The sequence below is a fragment of the Streptomyces sp. LUP30 genome (genome assembly GCF_001746365.1).
Classification (GTDB): domain Bacteria; phylum Actinomycetota; class Actinomycetes; order Streptomycetales; family Streptomycetaceae; genus Streptomyces.
Window position 1 is genome coordinate 15,596 of record NZ_MJAJ01000065.1, and the last position, 16,652, is coordinate 32,247.

Sequence of the window (16,652 nt, forward strand, 5' to 3'; positions counted from 1 at the left end):
CTCCCCTCTTCTCGGTCGTTCTTCTCAGGCGTCGCGCGTCGGCCGGGGCGGCAGCGCCAGCGCCTCACCCGCGTCCGCGAAGAACGGCGGCGCGACGACGCTGAGCCCGCCGTCGACCACGAGGGTCTGCCCCGTGATGTAGCCCGCCCCCTCGCCGAGCAGGAAGGCGATGGTGTCGGCCATCTCCCGCACGGTGCCGGGACGGCGCGCGGGGATGCGGTCGAGTACGCCCTGCATGGGCGGCATGCCTTCCACGTTGTAGAAGAACTCCAGCGAATCGGAGTCGATCAGGCCGCCGTTGACCGCGTTGACGTTGATGCCGTAGGGCGCGAACTCCACCGCCATGTAGCGCACCCACGACTCCATGGCGGCCTTCATGCCGCCCAGCATCGCGTAGGTGGGGTAGGCGCGGATGGAACCGTAGGAGGACAGGGCGACGATCCGCCCGCCGTTGTCCATCAGCTTCACGGCCTGCTGCGCCCCCAGGACGAACGGCCGCAGGTTCATCGCGTACGAGCGGTCCAGGTGGTGCGGGCCGAGATCGACGATGTTCTTGAACGCGCTCGCGGCAGCGTTGGAGACGAAGTGGTCGAGGCGCCCGCAGCGCTGCGCCACCTCGTCGAACAGTGCCGTGACGCCCTCGGTGGTCTCGACGTCCGCCTGGACGGCGAAGCCCTGACCGCCGGCCTCCTCGACCTCGGCGACGGTCTTCTGAGCCAGGTCGGCGTTCTTCTTGTAGTTGACGACCACGGTGCCACCGCGTTCGGCGAGGGTGAGCGCCAGAGCGCGGCCGATGCCGCGTGAGGCACCGGTGATCAGCGAGACCTGCTCGCGGTGGGGTGTCTGCTGACGGTGCGGGCTGTTCATCGGCTCGTTCCCTCTCCGTCCCGGGACGTGGTGCGCTGGAGCAACTCGCGGAAGACGACGGCCTTCTGCACCTCGTTGGTGCCCTCCTCGAAACGCTGGGCACGCGCGTCGCGGTACACGCGCTCGATCTTCTGCGACTTCCAGTAGCCGAGCCCGCCGTGCACCTGGAGCGCCTTGTCGGTGACGTTCGTCAGCATCGTCACCGCGTGCATCTTCGCCATCGACGACTGCATGGACGCGTCGTCCGCTCCCTCCTCGAAGCGGCGCGCCGCGTGCAGGACCAGCTGCCGTGCCGCCTCGATGTCCGCAGCGTTCTCGGCGAGCATGAACTGGATGACCTGGCGCTGGGTGAGCGCCTTGCCGAAGGTCACACGGTTGCGGGCGTATTCGACGGCCAGCTGCTGGGCGCGCTGAGCGAGCCCTACGCAGCTCATCGCCACGGAGATCCGGGACGGGGTGAGGAAGCCGCCGAGGAACACCTCCAGGCCCTGGCCCTCCGCTCCGAGCCGGTGGTCGACCGGCACCGGGGTGCGGTCGAAGGCCAGCGAGGCGTGGTCGGTGCCCCTGACGCCCATGGTGTCGGAGGTGTCCTCGACCGTGACGCCCGGGGCGTCCCGCGGCACCAGCAGGGCCACCGTGCCCTCGTGCCCGGCGCTGCCCTCGACCCGGGCGGCCAGCAGGTAGTAGTCGCAGCGAACCCCGAAGGTGATCAGGTGCTTGCGTCCCGAGAGGTAGTACGTGTCGCCCTCGCGCACCACCGACGTGGTGATGTCGGCGCCGGTGCCGTTGCCCGGCTCGGTGAGGGTGAAGGCGATCTTGATGTCACCGGTGACGGAGGGAACGACGAAGCGCTTGCGCTGCTCGTCGTCGGCGTGGCCGTCCATCGACCGCCAGATGCCGTTGACCACGTGCACGATCATGCGTACGGATCCGTGCGAGCGGGAGAAGACCTCCATCAGCTCCATCCAGCGCACGAAGCCGAGGCCCTGGCCGCCGTACTCCTCGGGAGCGGCTATCCGCAGGAACCCCAGGGCGTTCAGCTCGGCCCACAGCTCCTCGGGCACCTGCCCGGTCTCCTCGATGCGTTCGGCCCAGCGTTCGCCGGGCCCCTCCACCCACTGTTCGACCTGGGTACGCAGTTCGTGGAACTGCTGCTCGTCGGTCATGTGCCACCTCTGTCCTTGTTCCGTCGTTCCGGTGCGCTGTCCGTCGTGTGTCAGCCGGCGTCCTCGTCGTGGGGCCGCAGAGCACGGGCCCGCGCCCGCAGTTCCCACTTCGTCACCTTGCCGATGGGGTTGCGCGGCAGGGCGTCGATCCGCTCCAGACGCTCCGGCCAGTACTGTTTGGCCACCTCGTGGCCGTCGAGGTGACGTCGCATCTCGTCGAAGGTCAGTTCCGTCCCGCCCGCCGGGACCACGAAGGCGCACGCGCGCTCGCCGAGGCGCTCGTCCGGCATGGCCACCACGGCGACGTCGTCCACCGCGGGGTGCCCGAACAGCAGTTGCTCGATCTCCGCGACGGGTATCTTCTCGCCGCCGCGGTTGATCACGTCCTTGACCCGTCCGGTGATCCTCAGGAAGCCCTCGGTGTCGATCGTCGCCAGATCGCCCGTGCGGTACCAGCCGTCCTCGGTGAACGCCTGCGACGTCAGGTCGGGACGGTCGAGGTATCCGTCGAAGACCGTCGGGGAACGCAGCTCGAAGTTGCCCTCTTTGCCGGCGGGCAGCACCAGCCCTTCGTCGTCGGTGATCCGCAGCTCGATGCCGTCCAGCGCGCGGCCGTCGGAACCCCAGCGCTGCCGGGGCTCGTCGCCGGGTGACGACAACGCGCCCAGGCAGGTCTCCGTGGTGCCGAAGGCCCCGCACACGTCGGTGCGCAGCACCCGCCCGGCCCGCTCGGCCAGGGCCCGCGGCACCATGGCTCCCGTCGCTACGAAGATCCGCAGGTGCTGCGGCGTTTCGCCGCTCTCCTCCACGGCCTTCACCAGGTCGGACAGGAACGGCGTCGCGGCCTGCACGAACGTCGCGCGGTGGTCGTTGAGCGACTGCAGCGCGCGCTTGGCGTCCCACTCGGGCTGCAGGATCTGCGGCACGCCCAGTACCAGGGCGAGCACCATGCCGTACAGGAAGCCCGTCTGGTGGGCCAGCGGCGACGGCACCCAGATCGCGTCCTGCCCGCCGAGCCCGAGGTGCCCGATCTCCATCGCGGCGGCCCTGACCAGATTGCGCGTGGGCTGGGTGACCCCCTTCGGTTCGCTGGTGGTGCCCGAGGTGAAGAGCAGCTGCGCCGTCATCTCGGGGGTGGGCGCGAGGGCGTCGAGCACCGCGCGGTCGACCGTCGTCGCCGACAGCGCCTGCGCCCAGTCGTGCACGGTCGTCCCGTGCGCGGGAGACTCGGGCAGCCGAGCGGAACCGCCCGCGGTGGCCAGGACCACCACGTGTTCCAGGTTCAGGTCCGAGCCGTCCTCGGCGACCAGGTCCAGCACCTCCTCGGCGGGCAGCCGCGAGCGGTGCCGGTCCGCCACGACCAGTACCCGCGCCTTGGAGCGCCGCAGGACGAAACCGACCTCGCGCTTACGGAAGAACGGGATGACCGGGCAGCACACGGCCCCGATGCGCAGGGCCGCCAGCGACAGCACCACGAACTCGACACGGTTGGGCAGCTGGTACGCCACGTTCTCGCCCGGCCGTACCCCGAGCCGCAGCAGCAGCGCCGCCGCACGGTCCACCTGTTCTGCCAGCTCGCCCCAGGTGATCATCTCGTCGCGGTCGGAGCGCACGTCGACGACCGCCGTGTCCTGGGGCCGGGCCTCGGCCCTGCGGCGCAGCCACTGCGGCAGCGTGACCCGTGAGGCGGCCTCGGGGCCGACGGCCTCCGGGTCGACGGCCTCCGGCGTCGCCACGGGGACCCCGGCGCCCGCACCGTCACCCGCGGGGCCGGCCGAGCCGTCCTCCACCGACATGGGCACCGCGAGCGAGTTCATCGCGTCGAGGAACGTCGGGTACGAGATGCGGTACGCGTTCGGATAGGTCAGCGTCGAATGCCCCCGGGCCCGCGACGACGCCACCGCGAGCGACATCAGGATGCGGTGGTCGTTGAACGAGGACAGCTTGGCCCCGGTCAGGCCGTCCACGCCCCGTACCCGCAGCGCGTCGTCCGACAGTGCCAGGCGGCCGCCCATGGAGTTGAGCTGGAGCATGGCGGCGGCCCGGTCGGACTCCTTGAGCCGGGTGTGCGCGATGTTGCGGAACACCGACTCGCCGCGCGCGAACGTGGCGAGAGTCGCGAGGATCGGCAGCATGTCGGGAATGTCGCGGCAGTCGACGTCGACCGCGGTGAGCCGCGGCGTGTCCTGGCGGATGCGCAGGCCGCCGGCCGCCTCGTCGGTCTCCATCGGTACGCCCATGGACCGTGCGACGTCGAGGAAGTCGAACTCGGGGTGATCGGCCGGTCCGCCCTCCAGCGTGGTGATCCCGCGTAGCAGCACATCGCTGGGATGCAGGGCCGCGGTGGCGATGCCGAACGCGGCCGAGCCGATGTCCGGCGGCAGCGTCAGCTCGACGCTGCGCGCCTGCTGGCCGGGCTCGATGTCGAAGCGCCGCCAGTCCTCGGAGACGGTCACGTCGAGGCCGAACTGCCGCATCATCGCCACGGTCAGTTCGAGATACGGCCGTTCGTTGAGTTCGCCCTCCACCTCGATGGTGGTGTGCCGGGTCGCGAACGGGGCCAGCAGGATGAGGCCCGAGACCCACTGGGACAGGGTTCCCGCGATGGTGACGTGGCCGCCCGTGGGTCTGCGGCCCTGGACGTGGACGGGCGGGCAGTCGTCGGACGACTCCAGTTGCACACCCATCTGTTCGAGGGCGCGCAGCAGGGGACCGACCGGGCGTCGCCTGAAGTACTTCTGCCCGGTCACCGACACGGCGCGGGCCGACAGCGAGGCCAGACCGATCATGAAGTACAGCGTCGTGCCGGAACTGCCGGCGGAGACCGCGTCCCGGCGGGGTTCGTACCGCCCGCCGAGTCCATGCACCACGAAGGTGTCACCGTCCCTGGCGATCCGCACACCGAGGTCGCGCAGCAGTCGCACGGTGTACTCGACATGACGCGCGTCGGACAGCCCGTGGACGCGGCTGACGCCGTCGGCGAGCGAGGCGAGGATCAGCGCACGGTGCGCATGGTATTTCGAATTGGGGACAAGGATCTCACCGGTGACGCGGTGCTGAATTCCGTTGACGAGAAGGTGCATGGGTCCTACTGCTCCCTGACTGTGGGATGGCGGCCGAGACAGGAAAAGAAAACGGTCCGAATCCTCACGGCACACCGACGCCTGGGCATCGGGCACACGCACACAGAAAAATCGGACGCCGACGTCGTAGGGTCAGAAGTTCGAAATGGAGAAGATGTTCTGGCTCACTCGGCAGGACTTTCCGGGAACCCGCCCTACGTCTGGTCGAGCCGCAACGCGGAGTGGTTCCGGGCCTCGAACTCCGGATGATCCGGGGCAGAGGACAGTGACCGGCCGCCCTGGACCGCCCGCGCTTCCCGGACCACCCGCGACCCCTGTCCGGGCCCGGCGGGCCGGACGTCCACGTCGGGCCAGACGGACACCAGCGAAACGGCCTGCTCCGGATTGAGCCGCGGGTCGCACAGGCTGGTACGCCGGACGGCCTTCCCCTCGTACACGGAGACGTCCGCGGCGCATTCGAGGACGTCGTCGGGGGTGGTCTCCAGGTGCAGTCCGCCTGCCGTGCCGCCGGCGTCGGTCACGGCCCTCAGGAATCCCCTGACCTCCCGTGCCATGGTCTCCAGCAGGCGGGTCTTGTGCCCGTCGGGGCCGACGACGGTGTTCCCGTGCATGGGGTCGCTGAGCCAGATCACCGGATGGCCGGCCACCCGGACCGCCTCCACGAGCGCGGGCAGCCGGTCGCCGACCGTCTCGGCGCCCATGCGTGCGATGAGGGTGAGCCGGCCCGGCTCCCGCGTCGGATCGAGCCGTTCGCACAGGGCGGTGATCTCCTCCACGGTGGTGGTCGGACCGACCTTGACGGCGACCGGGTTGACGATGCCGGCGACGAGGTCCAGGTGAGCGCCGTCCAGTTGACGGGTCCGTTCACCGATCCACGGCCAGTGGGTGGAGCCGAGCCAGCGGCGTCCGTCCTCGGTCTCGCGGATCAGGGGCACTTCGTAGTCCAGAACCAGCGCCTCGTGGCTCGTCCACATCCGGGGCTCGATCAGGGGCTGGTGCCCCAGGGCGGCGCGGCCGCGCCAGCCCAGGTGCTCCATGACATCGCTGGCCGTCATGTACGAGGTCAGCAGGCGCAGCGGATCGTGCCGCCGGCTTTCCGGATCGCACTCCGGGCCGTTGACCATGTGGCCCCGGTAGACGGGCAGTTCCAGGTCCCCGATCCGTTCGAGCGGCCGGGACCGTGGCTTGGCGAACTGGCCCGCGATACGCCCGACCCGCACGACCGGCTTGTGGGTGGCCGTCTGCAGTGTCGCGGCCAGCAGGTCGAGGACCGCGGACTTGCGCGACACGTACTCGGCGTCGCACTCGGCCGGGTTCTCGGCGCAGTCCCCGGCCTGCAGCACCAGGGCTTCGCCCCGGGCAACCTGGGCCAGCAGCGTCCGCAGCCCGCGCACGTCCTCCGCCCTGACCAGCGGCGGACGTGCGGCCAGCACTTCCCGGATGCGCCGGACCTGTGACGGATCGTCCCACTCGGGTTGTTGCTGGGCCGGTTTACGTATGTCGGTCACGGCTTTTCCCACGTCGGGTCTCCGGTTGAATATCGGTCGAGATATGACTGCGATCAGTGGAGGGCGATTCTCGAAGACCCATCGACAGCCTCCGGCGGGCACCGTGGAAGGGCGGAACGGGCTGAGGATCCTCCAACCCGGTCAATGCCACCGGATCTTCCTCCATCGGATTCTCGGACCGGTGATCCCCGGTGTTCGTGAACACCGCGTCAGAACAGTCCGACCGGGATGTCGCACCCGTGAATTCCCCTGTCCGAGCTTTCCGTCCATCGGCCCCCGACGAGGCGGAGCTTGTCGCCCGGGATCAGGGCGTGCGGGATCTGCCGACGCACACCTCGAGCAGTTCCGAGGGGGAGCGCAGCACGACATCGGGGCTTTCCGCGAGGAGGGTCTCCTCGTCGGTCTCGCCCCACAGGGCGGCTACGGCGGCGACACCGGCCCCCCGCGCGCTGGTGAGGTCGGTGACCGCGTCGCCGACCATGATCGTCCGCTGGGGGTCGGAGCCGAGCACGCCGAGTGCCTTGAGCACGATGTCGGGGGCCGGCTTGGGGCGTGCCACCTCGTCGGAGCCGATCACGACGGTGAACAGGTCCAGCAGTCCGAGCTGTTCGAGGAGGGAACGGGCCCGCGGTCCGCTCTTGCCGGTCGCGACGGCGAGTCCGATGTCGCGGTCCCGCAGTTCCCTGAGCATCTCCGGTACGCCGTCGAAGACCGGGACGAGGTGCGCGAGCCGGTAGCTCTCGCGGACGAACGGGGCCTCCATCTCCAGCGGCAGCCCCATGATCCGCATGATGTCGGGGAAGTAGCGGCCCAGATGGCGCTCGTACTCCTCGAAGGGGGGCTCGCCGTCCCCCACCGCCTCGGCGTAGGCGGTGGTGAACGCCTGGCGCATCACGGCGAAGCTGTTGACGAGCACCCCGTCGAGATCGAAGACGACCGCGGCGATCGGCTGTGCCTCGTCGTCCCAGGTGTCGGGGGAGGCGGGGCCTTGGCTGGTTCCAAGCCTGTCCATGGCGCTGTGGTGCTCTCCTTCGTGGGGCGGCGGCTTCGGGTGTGGGCCCGCTGCCGCCGCGGTACGGGTTCCGGCCGAACCGGTGATCGTGCCGGTCACGCCCGGTGCGACCGGGTCTTCTCCTGCGCGGCGCGGGCCGAGGAGTAGATCCGCTCGATGGCGCCGATGGTGCGGCGCGCCTCCTCGACGGCCCGGCGTGGACCGGCCGGGTCCCGCAGCTGGGCGAGCAGTTCGTCGAGCTGCCGGTCGTACTCCGTGCCGACGGGCTCCTCCGGCACCGGGATCGCACGGGTCCGGCCGTCGTCGGTGCGGGTCAGTTCCGGGTGCTCCAGCCGGTTGGGGCTGAAGCCGAACGTGCACCGCAGGGTCGCGCTGCCCGCACTGCCCTCGATGCGGACGCGGGTGATGTCGCGCTCCTCGTGCGAGGCCCAACTCGCGTGCAGCGACAGCGAGACACCGTCGTCGGTGACGAGGAAGGCGCGGGCGGTGTCCTCGACGTCGATGACGCCGACGCCGGCCCGCGCGCTGTCCTGGCCGTCCTCGGCCGTCTCGGCCTTGTCGGCGCGCCAGGAGACCCGTGCGGAGTCCCGCGCGATGAAGTCACCCGAGACCGTCCCGGTGACCTGCGTGAAGTTCGCGGAGCCCAGCACCGGAGCGGCGATGTCGAACAGATGCCAGCCGAGGTCCACCAGGGCCCCGCCGCCCGACAGGCGGCGCCGGGTGAACCAGCCGCCCGCGTCCGGCACGCCCCGGGCACGCACCCAGGACAGCTCGATGTGACGGATCGTGCCCAGGTCGCCGGCGCTCGCGAGCAGGGACCGGACGTCGGCGCGGTGGCGGGCGGCACTGCCCGCCAGGAGTCGTGCGCCGCCGACGCGTTCGGCTTCGGCCAGCTGCTCCGCCTCCGCCGACGTCAGGCACACCGGCTTCTCGAGGAAGACCGGGACGCCCTTGTGGAGCAGTCCGCCGGCGATCTCGCAGTGCAGATGGTTGGGGACGGCCACGACGGCCAGGTCCACCTGTGCCAGGTCCGCGTCGTGCACCGCCGCCAGGACCGGGGTGTCCGGGAACTCCGCGGCGACGGCCGCGCGCGAGGCGGGGTCGGGGTCGATCGCCGCGTTCACGGCGAAGCCGGGATGGCGACGCAGCCGCGGCAGCCAGATGGAGCGAGCAGCCCAGCCGAGCCCCACCACGGCGGTACGGATCGGCCGGCCGCCGCCGTTCGCCGCGGTCATGAGCCGAGGACGTCGGCTATGACCGCGGCGACCTCGTGCATCTGCGCCTCGGTGCCGAGCAGCGTCCGGTGGTGCAGCCACAGACAGTCGGACGTCAGCGCCTCGGAGTTGGGGCAGCGCCGGGCCAGTTCGTCCACCGACAGGTCCGGCGCGCCCCTCTCCCAGAAGGCGTCCGTGCGGTAGACCGAGCGGAACGCCACGAACGCGGGGACGCCTCGCTCGATGAGCGTGTCGACCACCTGCGCGCGCCGCTCCTCGGTGATGCCGGGGACCCGGAACATGGCCATGTAGTGCGGGTTGCGGTCGGCCCTGGGGTCCAGCCGCTGCGGCAGCACCCCGGGGATCTCGGCGAGCAGCGAGGACAGCAGCGGCCATCGTTCCTCACGTGTGCGGATCTGCCCGTCCAGGCGAGCGAGCTGGGCGCGCAGCACGGCGGCGGAGAACTCGTTGAGCCGGAAGTTGGAGCCCGAGGTGCGGTGGAAATAGCCGCGGTCACCGCGGGGGCGCCCACAGCTGTGCCGGACGAAGGCGTGTTCCGCCATCTCGGCGGTCGGGAACAGCACCGCACCGCCCTCGCCCGCCGTCATCAGCTTGCCGTTCTGGAAGGAGAACGCGGCGACCGAGCCCAGCTCACCGACGCGTCGGCCGTTCCAGGTCGCGCCCTGGGCGTGTGCCGCGTCCTGGATCAGCGGCACCCCGGATTCGGCGGCGACCTTGTCGAGGGAGTCCATGTCGGCGAACTGGCCGGCCATGTGCACGGGCATGATGGCGCGGGTCCTGGCAGTGATGGCCTTGGCGGCCTCGGCCGGATCGATGCAGTACGTCTCCGGGTCCACGTCCACCGGCACCACGACCGCTCCCAGGCGCTGAGCGGCCTGGGACGAGGAGATGAAGGTGAAGGCCGGCACGATCACCTCGGTGCCGGGGCCGACACCCATGACCTCCAGAGCCAGTTCGAGGGCGTGCGTGCCGTTCGTGACGGCCAGTGCGTGCTCGCTCCCGTGGTACTCGGCGAACTCCCGCTCGAAGGCGTCGACCTCGCCACCGCCCATGCGCCACCACTGACCCTGCTCCAGCGCACGTATGAGGCCGGTCCGCTCCACATCGTCGTACTGCGGCCACGCCGGAAGGTCTGAGCCCAGTCGCACACCACTGCTCATGCTGTTCCTTGCTCCTTCGGTCTTCGCGCATGCGAATACTGCCGCAGCGGACGCCACGGAGGTCACGACACGGAACCACCCCTAGTGGGGCGGGCGTTCACACGGACGCCGGCGCCGGAATGACGACCTCGGCGCGGTCCGGGCGACCGGCGGGGCAGATCGCAGTAGCCGCCGGACGGGGTCGGTCGTCGCGATTAGCACGCTAACCCAGTGTTGGCGAGGCGTCATTCCCCTGGTGACCCCCCTATGTTCCCCCTTGTGATTGGGCGCATACCGAGGAGCCGTGTTTACCCGTCAACGGCCGTGCTACAAAAAGCACTTCCCGGTGGTTCCGCACAGACAAAGGGTGCGCATTGAGCAGGCTTCTGTTGGTGAACGGGCCGAATCTAGGCATACTCGGGAGCCGTCAGCCCGAGATCTACGGAACGGACACGCTCGCCGATATCGAAGGATGGGTCGCCGAAGAAGTGGCGGACCGTGGCTGGAAAGTGGAAGCGTTCCAGCACGACGGTGAGGCGGAGATGATCCGCACCATCCAGGGCAACTACGACTCGGTCGGCGCGATCGTCAATCCCGCCGCCCTGATGATGGCCGGCTGGGGACTGAGGGACGCGCTGGCCAACTATCCGCGCCCGTGGATCGAGGTCCACCTCTCCAACGTCTGGGCCCGCGAGCAGTTCCGCCACGAGTCGGTGACCGGACCGCTCGCCAGCGGCGTGATCTTCGGACTGGGCGCCACGGGCTATCGGCTCGCCGCCCGCGCCCTGCTGGAGAAGGTCACCGACCGCTGACCCGGCGCCACCGGCCACGAGAGAACCCCTGCTTCCCGTGGAGCCGCGCCCGCGCGACGTCGCCACGGACACGACCGAAAGCCGAGGACAGAACACCATGCCCCAGGTACAGACGGCCGAATCAGTGCTGGCCGCCCACCGCGACCGGCTGCGCCCCGTCGACCGGATGATCCCGGCGGCCGACGCGCTGCCGGAGCCCGGCGAAGGCGAAGAACTGCTGGAGGTGGACGGGGCGCAGGGCCTGCTGACGCACACCCGTGTCGACGCCGACGCGCTGGAGGCGGTGCTCGGCCCGCTCGACCGCTGGGAGCTGACCCCCCGGGTCTCCGGGCCCGACGAGATGGCCGCCCTGCTCACGCACTGGCAGCAGTACATGCGGAGCCACCCGGAACGCCCCGGGACGGACTCCATGGCCGCCGTCGAGTGGCCCAGCCGCGACGTGGCCATGACCCGCGTCCTGCGGGCCTTCGGATTCGTCCCCGAGTTCGTGATGATCGGCCGGGTCAACGGCACCGACCTGGTGCCCGAGTCGCGCCGGGTCCACGTGCGACGGGCCACCCCGGAGGACAGCGAGGAGGTGTTCGCGCTGCAGATGGTGGAGACCCGGTTCGACGCCGCCGTCAGCGGCGCCGTCGAGCGCGCCACGACCGAGGCGCTGCTGCGCGAGGAGATCACCGCGTCGTTCAAGCGCGACGAACCGCTGATCTGGGTCGCCGAGTACGAGGGCGGGATCGTGGGCATGCACCGGGGCGAGGACCCCTCCGAGCCGCAGCAGGCGTGGCTCGCGACGAAGATCACCGCCACCCCCGTCGCGCACCTGGTCTGCCAGGCCGTCAAGGAGGGCTACCGCGGCCTGGGCATCGGCACCTCCCTCGCCAACCACGTCCACACCGAGCTGGACGCCATGGGCATCGGCGCGGCGGTCGGCTACCACGCGATGTTCAACCCGATCTCCACGCCGTTCTGGCACCGCCACGGATGGCGGCCGTACTGGAACCGCTGGATGCGCACCCCGGCCGTCTGACCGCCGCCGTGCCGAGAATCCGTACGAGCCCTGTGGAGGGGAACATGCTGGTGAAGGCGCTGGAGGAGCGGGCCGCCTCCGTTCTGGACCTCACGGCCCTCGAATGCGAGGGCGTGGAGCTCACTTACCGGGAGGCGCACGAGCAGGCCAACCGGCTCGCCCGCCACCTGGTCGCCCAGGGGGTGGGGCCCGACCGCGTCGTCGCGGTGATGCTGCCACGTTCCACGGACCTGCTGGTGGCACTGCTGGCCGTGCTGAAGGCGGGCGGGGCCTACCTGGCGCTCGACCCGGAACACCCCGCCGAGCGCGTGGACTTCCAGGTCCGCGACGCCGCTCCGGTCGCCCTGCTGACGTCGACCCGCATCCCCGCCGACCGCACCGCCCTGGGTGTTCCCCGCATCGTGCTGGACGACCCCGCGACGGCCGCGACGCTCGCCGAACTGCCCGCCGGCCATCTGACGGACGCCGAGCGGGCCGCCCCGCCGCGGCCCGAGGACCTCGCGTACGTCATCTACACCTCGGGTTCCACCGGCACCCCCAAGGGCGTCGAGATCCCCGTGCGCGCCCTGCACAACCTGCTGGAGGCGATGCGGGAGCGGCTGGCCATGCAACCCGGTGAGCGCATGCTGTCGGTCACCACCGCCACCTTCGACATGTCGGTGCCCGAGCTGTTCCTTCCGTACTACACCGGTGCCCGCGCGGTCATCGCGCCACGAGCCACCGGGCAGGACCCGCAGGCGCTGGGCGACCTGATCGTCCGCGGGAAGATCGGCACCGCCCAGGCCACTCCCACGCACTGGCACATGCTGGCCACCGTCTGCCCCGAGGCGCTGCGCGGCCTGCGCATCCTCATCGGCGGCGAGGCCCTGTCGGAGAAGCTCGCGGCGGCGCTGCTCGACCTCGGCGCCGAGGTCGTCCAGTGGTACGGGCCCACCGAGACCACCGTGTGGTCCACGGTCCACCCGGTCACCGGACCCGAGGACGCCGCCGTCATCGGCAAGCCCCTGCGCAACACCCGTCTGTACGTCCTCGACGAGGAACTGGCGCCCGTCGAAGCCGGTACCGAGGGCGAGCTGTTCATCGCCGGAGCGGGAGTGGCCCGCGGCTACCTCAACCGGCCGGAGCTGACCGCCGAGCGGTTCCTGCCCGACCGTTTCGGTGACGGCAGTGCCCTCATGTACCGCACGGGCGACGTGGTGCGGCTGCGCCCGGACGGCGACCTCGAGTACGTCGGCCGTGCCGACCACCAGGTCAAGCTGCACGGCTTCCGGATGGAACTCGGCGAGATCGAGGCCGTCCTGGAGCGGTCCGAGGACGTCGACCAGGCGGCCGCGACGGTGCGCGAGGACCGGCCCGGCGACCGTCGCCTCGTGGCGTACGTGACAGCCGCCCCCGGCCGTGAGCCCGACGTCAGGGAACTGCGCGACTTCGTGGCGGACGCACTGCCCCTGTACATGGTGCCGTCCGCCGTGGTGGCCCTGGAGGAGTTCCCCCTCACCCCCAACGGCAAGCTCGACCGCAAGGCACTGCCGGCCCCGGTGGTCGCGCGGACGGCGATGGTGGAGACGCACCTCACGCAGTCGGAACTGCTCCTCGGCCGGCTCTTCGCCGAGGTGCTCGGTGTGGAGCAGGTCGGACCACGCGACAGCTTCTTCGACCTCGGCGGCTCCTCGGTCCTCGCGGCACGGCTGCTGGCCCGGGTGCGCTCCGAGATGCACCTGGAGCTGTCGATCCGCATGCTGGTGGAGTCCCCGACGCCGGCCGAGCTGTCCCGGCGGCTGACGGGGGAGGAGCCGCAGGACTCCTTCGACGTGCTGCTGCCGCTGATGACCAGGGGCTCGGCGCGGCCGCTGTTCTGCATGCGTCACCTCGGCGGCACCGCCTGGTGCTACGGAGTGCTCGCCCAGCACTTCAGCCTGGAGTACCCCCTCTACGGCCTCCAGTCGCACACCTTCCAGGAGTTCGACACGCCGGTCGACAGTGTCGCGGCCATGGCGGCGGACTACGCGGACCGCATCAGCGGCGTGCAGCCCACGGGCCCGTACCGCATTCTCGGCTGGTCCTTCGGCGGCATCCTCGCCCATGCCGTCGCCACCGAGTTCCAGAAGCGCGGTGAGGAGATCGAGTTCCTCGGCGTGTTCAACACCAACCCGCACATCACCGACAAGGAGGACCGTGACGAGCAGGGCCTGATCGAACTGATCCTGCTGATCAACGGCAAGGACCTCGCCGAGTACGAGCGCCCCCTCCGGTACGACGACGTCGCCGAGTTCGCCGACATGGCGACGAACTACGCCTGGCGCGGCAGGAAGAGCGCGGCCGAGACCTTCGTCGAGACCATGCTGACCGACCTCGGCGCCTGGAAGGCCCACACGCCCGAGAAGTACAGCGGCGCCATGCACCTGTTCGCGGCCGATCCCAGCCCGGTGGCCGAAGCGGCCTCCAGCGAGGCCTGGGCGCCGTACGTCGCGGGCGAGATCGTGCGACACGAACTGAGCTGCGGCCACGAGGAGATGCTCAGCAGCCCGCGCGTGCTCCGTCAGGTCGCACAGATCGTCACCGACCACCTCAGGGACTGACCCGGCCGGGAGGCAGCCATCCCCTACCACCTGGGCATCGACGTGGGCGGCACGAAGGTCGCCCTGCGCGCGGAGCACACGGACGGCACCGTGCGCGAGGCCGGCTTCCGGTGGCCCCGGCCGCCCGACGGGCCCGTCCGCCCCGCGGCGGACCTGGAACTGCTCGCCCGGCAGGTCCGGGAACTGTGCGCCGGCGCCCCGGACGAGTTGGCGGGCGTCGGCGTGGCGATGCCCGCCACCCTGGACGCGGCGGGCGTCGTCACCGCCTGGCCCAACCGCCCGGACTGGACCGGCCTCGACCTGCGTGGTGCACTGCGCGAGGTCTTCGGTACCGCGGAGGTGCTCTGCGCCGACGACGGCGACCTCGCCGCGCTCGCCGAGGCCCATGCGGCGGACCGTCCCGACCTGCTGTATCTCGGCGTCGGCACCGGCGTCGGCGGCGGGATCGTCCTCGGCGGCAGGCTGCTGCCCGGCCCGTCGCGGGGCTCCTGCGAGATCGGCCACCTGATCGTGGACCGGTCCGGGGACCTGTGCGACTGCGGGCGCCGCGGCTGTGTGCAGTCCGTGGCCTCGGGCCCCGCCGTACTGCGCCGTGCCGCCCGCGCCCGCGGCGCCGAGGTGACCTTCCCCGAGCTGGCCCAGGCCTTCGCCGACGGCACGCCCTGGGCGGCCGACGCCGTACGCGAGGGCTGTGCGGCACTCGCCGCGGCCGCTGTCGGGGTGGGCGAACTCCTTCGCCCCGCGCTCGTCGTGGTCGGTGGCGGATTCGCCGACGCCCTGGCCGGCTTCACCGAAACGGTCGCGGCGGAGACGGCGCGGCTGGGCCGCCCCGGTTTCCCGCCGCCCCCCGTGGAGTCCGCCCGCCTCGGCGGACTCTCCTCACTGCACGGGGCGGTCCTGCTGGCCAGGGGCCGTCCACCGCAGAGCCGTCCACCGCAGAACTGAGACCGGGCGGATCACCGGGCCGGCGCCCCCTCACGGCCGGCGACGGCCCGGCCGCCGCCGGGAACGACACGGTCCGCGCCGGTCCGGACGAACCCCTCGTCCGGACCGGCGCGGACCGTCCGTCGTACGCACACCCTTCTCAGGCCGCCGCGCGCGGCATCTCCGCCAGCACCCGCGCGACGACGTCCTGCGGCAGGTCGGGCACCAGCTCGGCGCCGTCCTTGCCGTCCAGCACGAAGGTCAGCCCCGACATCGCCTTCTTGTCCAGCCGTACGAGCTCGATCAGCCGGGCCGGAGCGACGTCCGCGGGCAGCTCGTGGGGCAGGCCGTAGTGACGCACCACTTCCAGGTGCTCCGCCGCCCGCTGCTCGTCGATGCGGTCCAGTGCCCGGGCGAGCCGACCCGCGAACACGGTGCCGATGGCCACCGCCTCGCCGTGCCGCAGCCGGAAGTCCGTGGCCACCTCCAGCGCGTGGCCCAGGGTGTGGCCGTAGTTGAGCAGATGACGCAGACCGGTGTCGCGCTCGTCGGCGGACACGATGGCTGCCTTGCGCGCCACACTCGCCGCGATCTGCTCCGGCAGCGGCAGCCCCCGCAGGTCGCCGGCGCCGATGAAGTGGCAGCGGGCGATCTCGCCGTAGCCGTTGAGCATCTCCCGCCCGGGCAGGGTCTTCAGGTAGTCGGTGTCGCACAGCACCGCGCTGGGCTGCCAGTAGGCGCCGATGAGGTTCTTGCCCTCGGGCGTGTTCACGGCGGTCTTCCCGCCGACGCTCGCGTCCACCTGCGCCAGCAGCGTGGTCGGCAGATGCACCACGGGCACCCCGCGGTGGAAGAGGGCCGCGGCGAGACCCACGACGTCCGTCGTGGTGCCGCCGCCGACGGAGACGACGACGTCGTCACGGGTCAGGCCGAAGCGCACGAACTCCCGGCACAGCGATTCCACCGTGGCGAGTGTCTTGTCCCGCTCGCCGTCGCGGGCGCGCAGGACCAGCGCGGGCACGCCGGGGTCGGGAAGCCAGGCGTCCGGCCGGGCCGAGACCACCGCCGCGCGCCGCGCTCCCAGCCGCTCGACGATCCCGGACAGCGAGTTCCGCACCCCGGGTCCGATGTCGACGGGATAGGCGCGCTCGCCGAGTTCCACCCGGATACGGGTGTGATGGGGTGCCGAATTCGTCATGTCCGTGTGTGTCCCTTTCCCTGCTGTCCCGCCGTCGAGCGAAGGCTGCCGGGAAATGAAATCCCGCTCCCAGGGCACTGGCGGATATGCGATGGCCGCTCATCA

At 71.2% G+C, this 16,652-nt stretch carries 12 protein-coding genes; 4 read left to right on the forward strand and 8 right to left on the reverse strand.

What is annotated here, in order from left to right:
• Positions 1–24: 24 nt before the first annotated feature.
• From BG482_RS35585 to BG482_RS35615, 7 genes are all read right to left on the reverse strand, one after another.
• On the reverse strand, positions 25–867 hold the full coding sequence (locus BG482_RS35585) for an SDR family oxidoreductase (protein ID WP_069773353.1): 843 nt from the start codon (positions 865–867) through the stop codon (positions 25–27).
• The gene (locus BG482_RS35590) at positions 864–2,033 is read right to left on the reverse strand and encodes an acyl-CoA dehydrogenase family protein (protein ID WP_069773354.1); all 1,170 of its coding nucleotides are present in this window, start codon (positions 2,031–2,033) and stop codon (positions 864–866) included. The genes BG482_RS35585 and BG482_RS35590 overlap by 4 nt, the downstream gene beginning before the upstream one ends.
• Before the next feature lie 50 nt (positions 2,034–2,083).
• The gene (aroA, locus tag BG482_RS35595) at positions 2,084–5,116 is read right to left on the reverse strand and encodes a 3-phosphoshikimate 1-carboxyvinyltransferase (protein WP_069773355.1); all 3,033 of its coding nucleotides are present in this window, start codon (positions 5,114–5,116) and stop codon (positions 2,084–2,086) included.
• A 194-nt stretch (positions 5,117–5,310) separates the two neighbouring features.
• Positions 5,311–6,636 carry a 3-deoxy-7-phosphoheptulonate synthase gene (locus BG482_RS35600; protein ID WP_079142557.1) on the reverse strand — a complete coding sequence of 442 codons (1,326 nt, stop codon included), beginning with the start codon at positions 6,634–6,636 and terminating at the stop codon, positions 5,311–5,313.
• Positions 6,637–6,928: 292 nt separating this feature from the next.
• Positions 6,929–7,636, reverse strand: a complete 708-nt coding sequence (locus tag BG482_RS35605) for an HAD-IA family hydrolase (protein ID WP_079142559.1) — start codon at positions 7,634–7,636, stop codon at positions 6,929–6,931.
• A gap of 95 nt (positions 7,637–7,731) precedes the next feature.
• Entirely contained in the window at positions 7,732–8,871 is a 1,140-nt protein-coding gene (locus tag BG482_RS35610; RefSeq protein ID WP_069773357.1) for a Gfo/Idh/MocA family protein, read from the reverse strand.
• On the reverse strand, positions 8,868–10,031 hold the full coding sequence (locus tag BG482_RS35615; protein ID WP_069773358.1) for a DegT/DnrJ/EryC1/StrS family aminotransferase: 1,164 nt from the start codon (positions 10,029–10,031) through the stop codon (positions 8,868–8,870). Before BG482_RS35615 ends, BG482_RS35610 begins: the two co-directional genes overlap by 4 nt.
• Positions 10,032–10,384: 353 nt before the next feature.
• Here BG482_RS35615 and BG482_RS35620 point away from each other — a divergent pair, with 353 nt between their 5' ends.
• The 4 genes from BG482_RS35620 (at position 10,385) to BG482_RS35635 (ending at position 15,370) form a co-directional block, all read left to right on the forward strand.
• A complete protein-coding gene (locus BG482_RS35620; protein ID WP_069773359.1) occupies positions 10,385–10,822 on the forward strand; it encodes a type II 3-dehydroquinate dehydratase in 438 nt (145 codons plus the stop codon).
• A gap of 97 nt (positions 10,823–10,919) precedes the next feature.
• Positions 10,920–11,846 (forward strand): GNAT family N-acetyltransferase, encoded by a 927-nt coding sequence (locus tag BG482_RS35625; RefSeq protein ID WP_141746696.1) that lies wholly within the window; start codon positions 10,920–10,922, stop codon positions 11,844–11,846.
• 44 nt (positions 11,847–11,890) lie between these two features.
• Positions 11,891–14,425, forward strand: a complete 2,535-nt coding sequence (locus BG482_RS35630; protein ID WP_069773361.1) for an amino acid adenylation domain-containing protein — start codon at positions 11,891–11,893, stop codon at positions 14,423–14,425.
• Between the two features lie 42 nt (positions 14,426–14,467).
• Positions 14,468–15,370 carry an ROK family protein gene (locus BG482_RS35635; protein ID WP_256096582.1) on the forward strand — a complete coding sequence of 301 codons (903 nt, stop codon included), beginning with the start codon at positions 14,468–14,470 and terminating at the stop codon, positions 15,368–15,370.
• Positions 15,371–15,509: 139 nt separating this feature from the next.
• Here the strand turns inward: BG482_RS35635 and BG482_RS35640 are convergent, their stop codons facing one another.
• Positions 15,510–16,547: a 3-dehydroquinate synthase gene (locus tag BG482_RS35640; RefSeq protein WP_069773363.1), complete on the reverse strand. Its 1,038-nt coding sequence runs from the start codon at positions 16,545–16,547 to the stop codon at positions 15,510–15,512.
• Positions 16,548–16,652 lie beyond the last annotated feature (105 nt).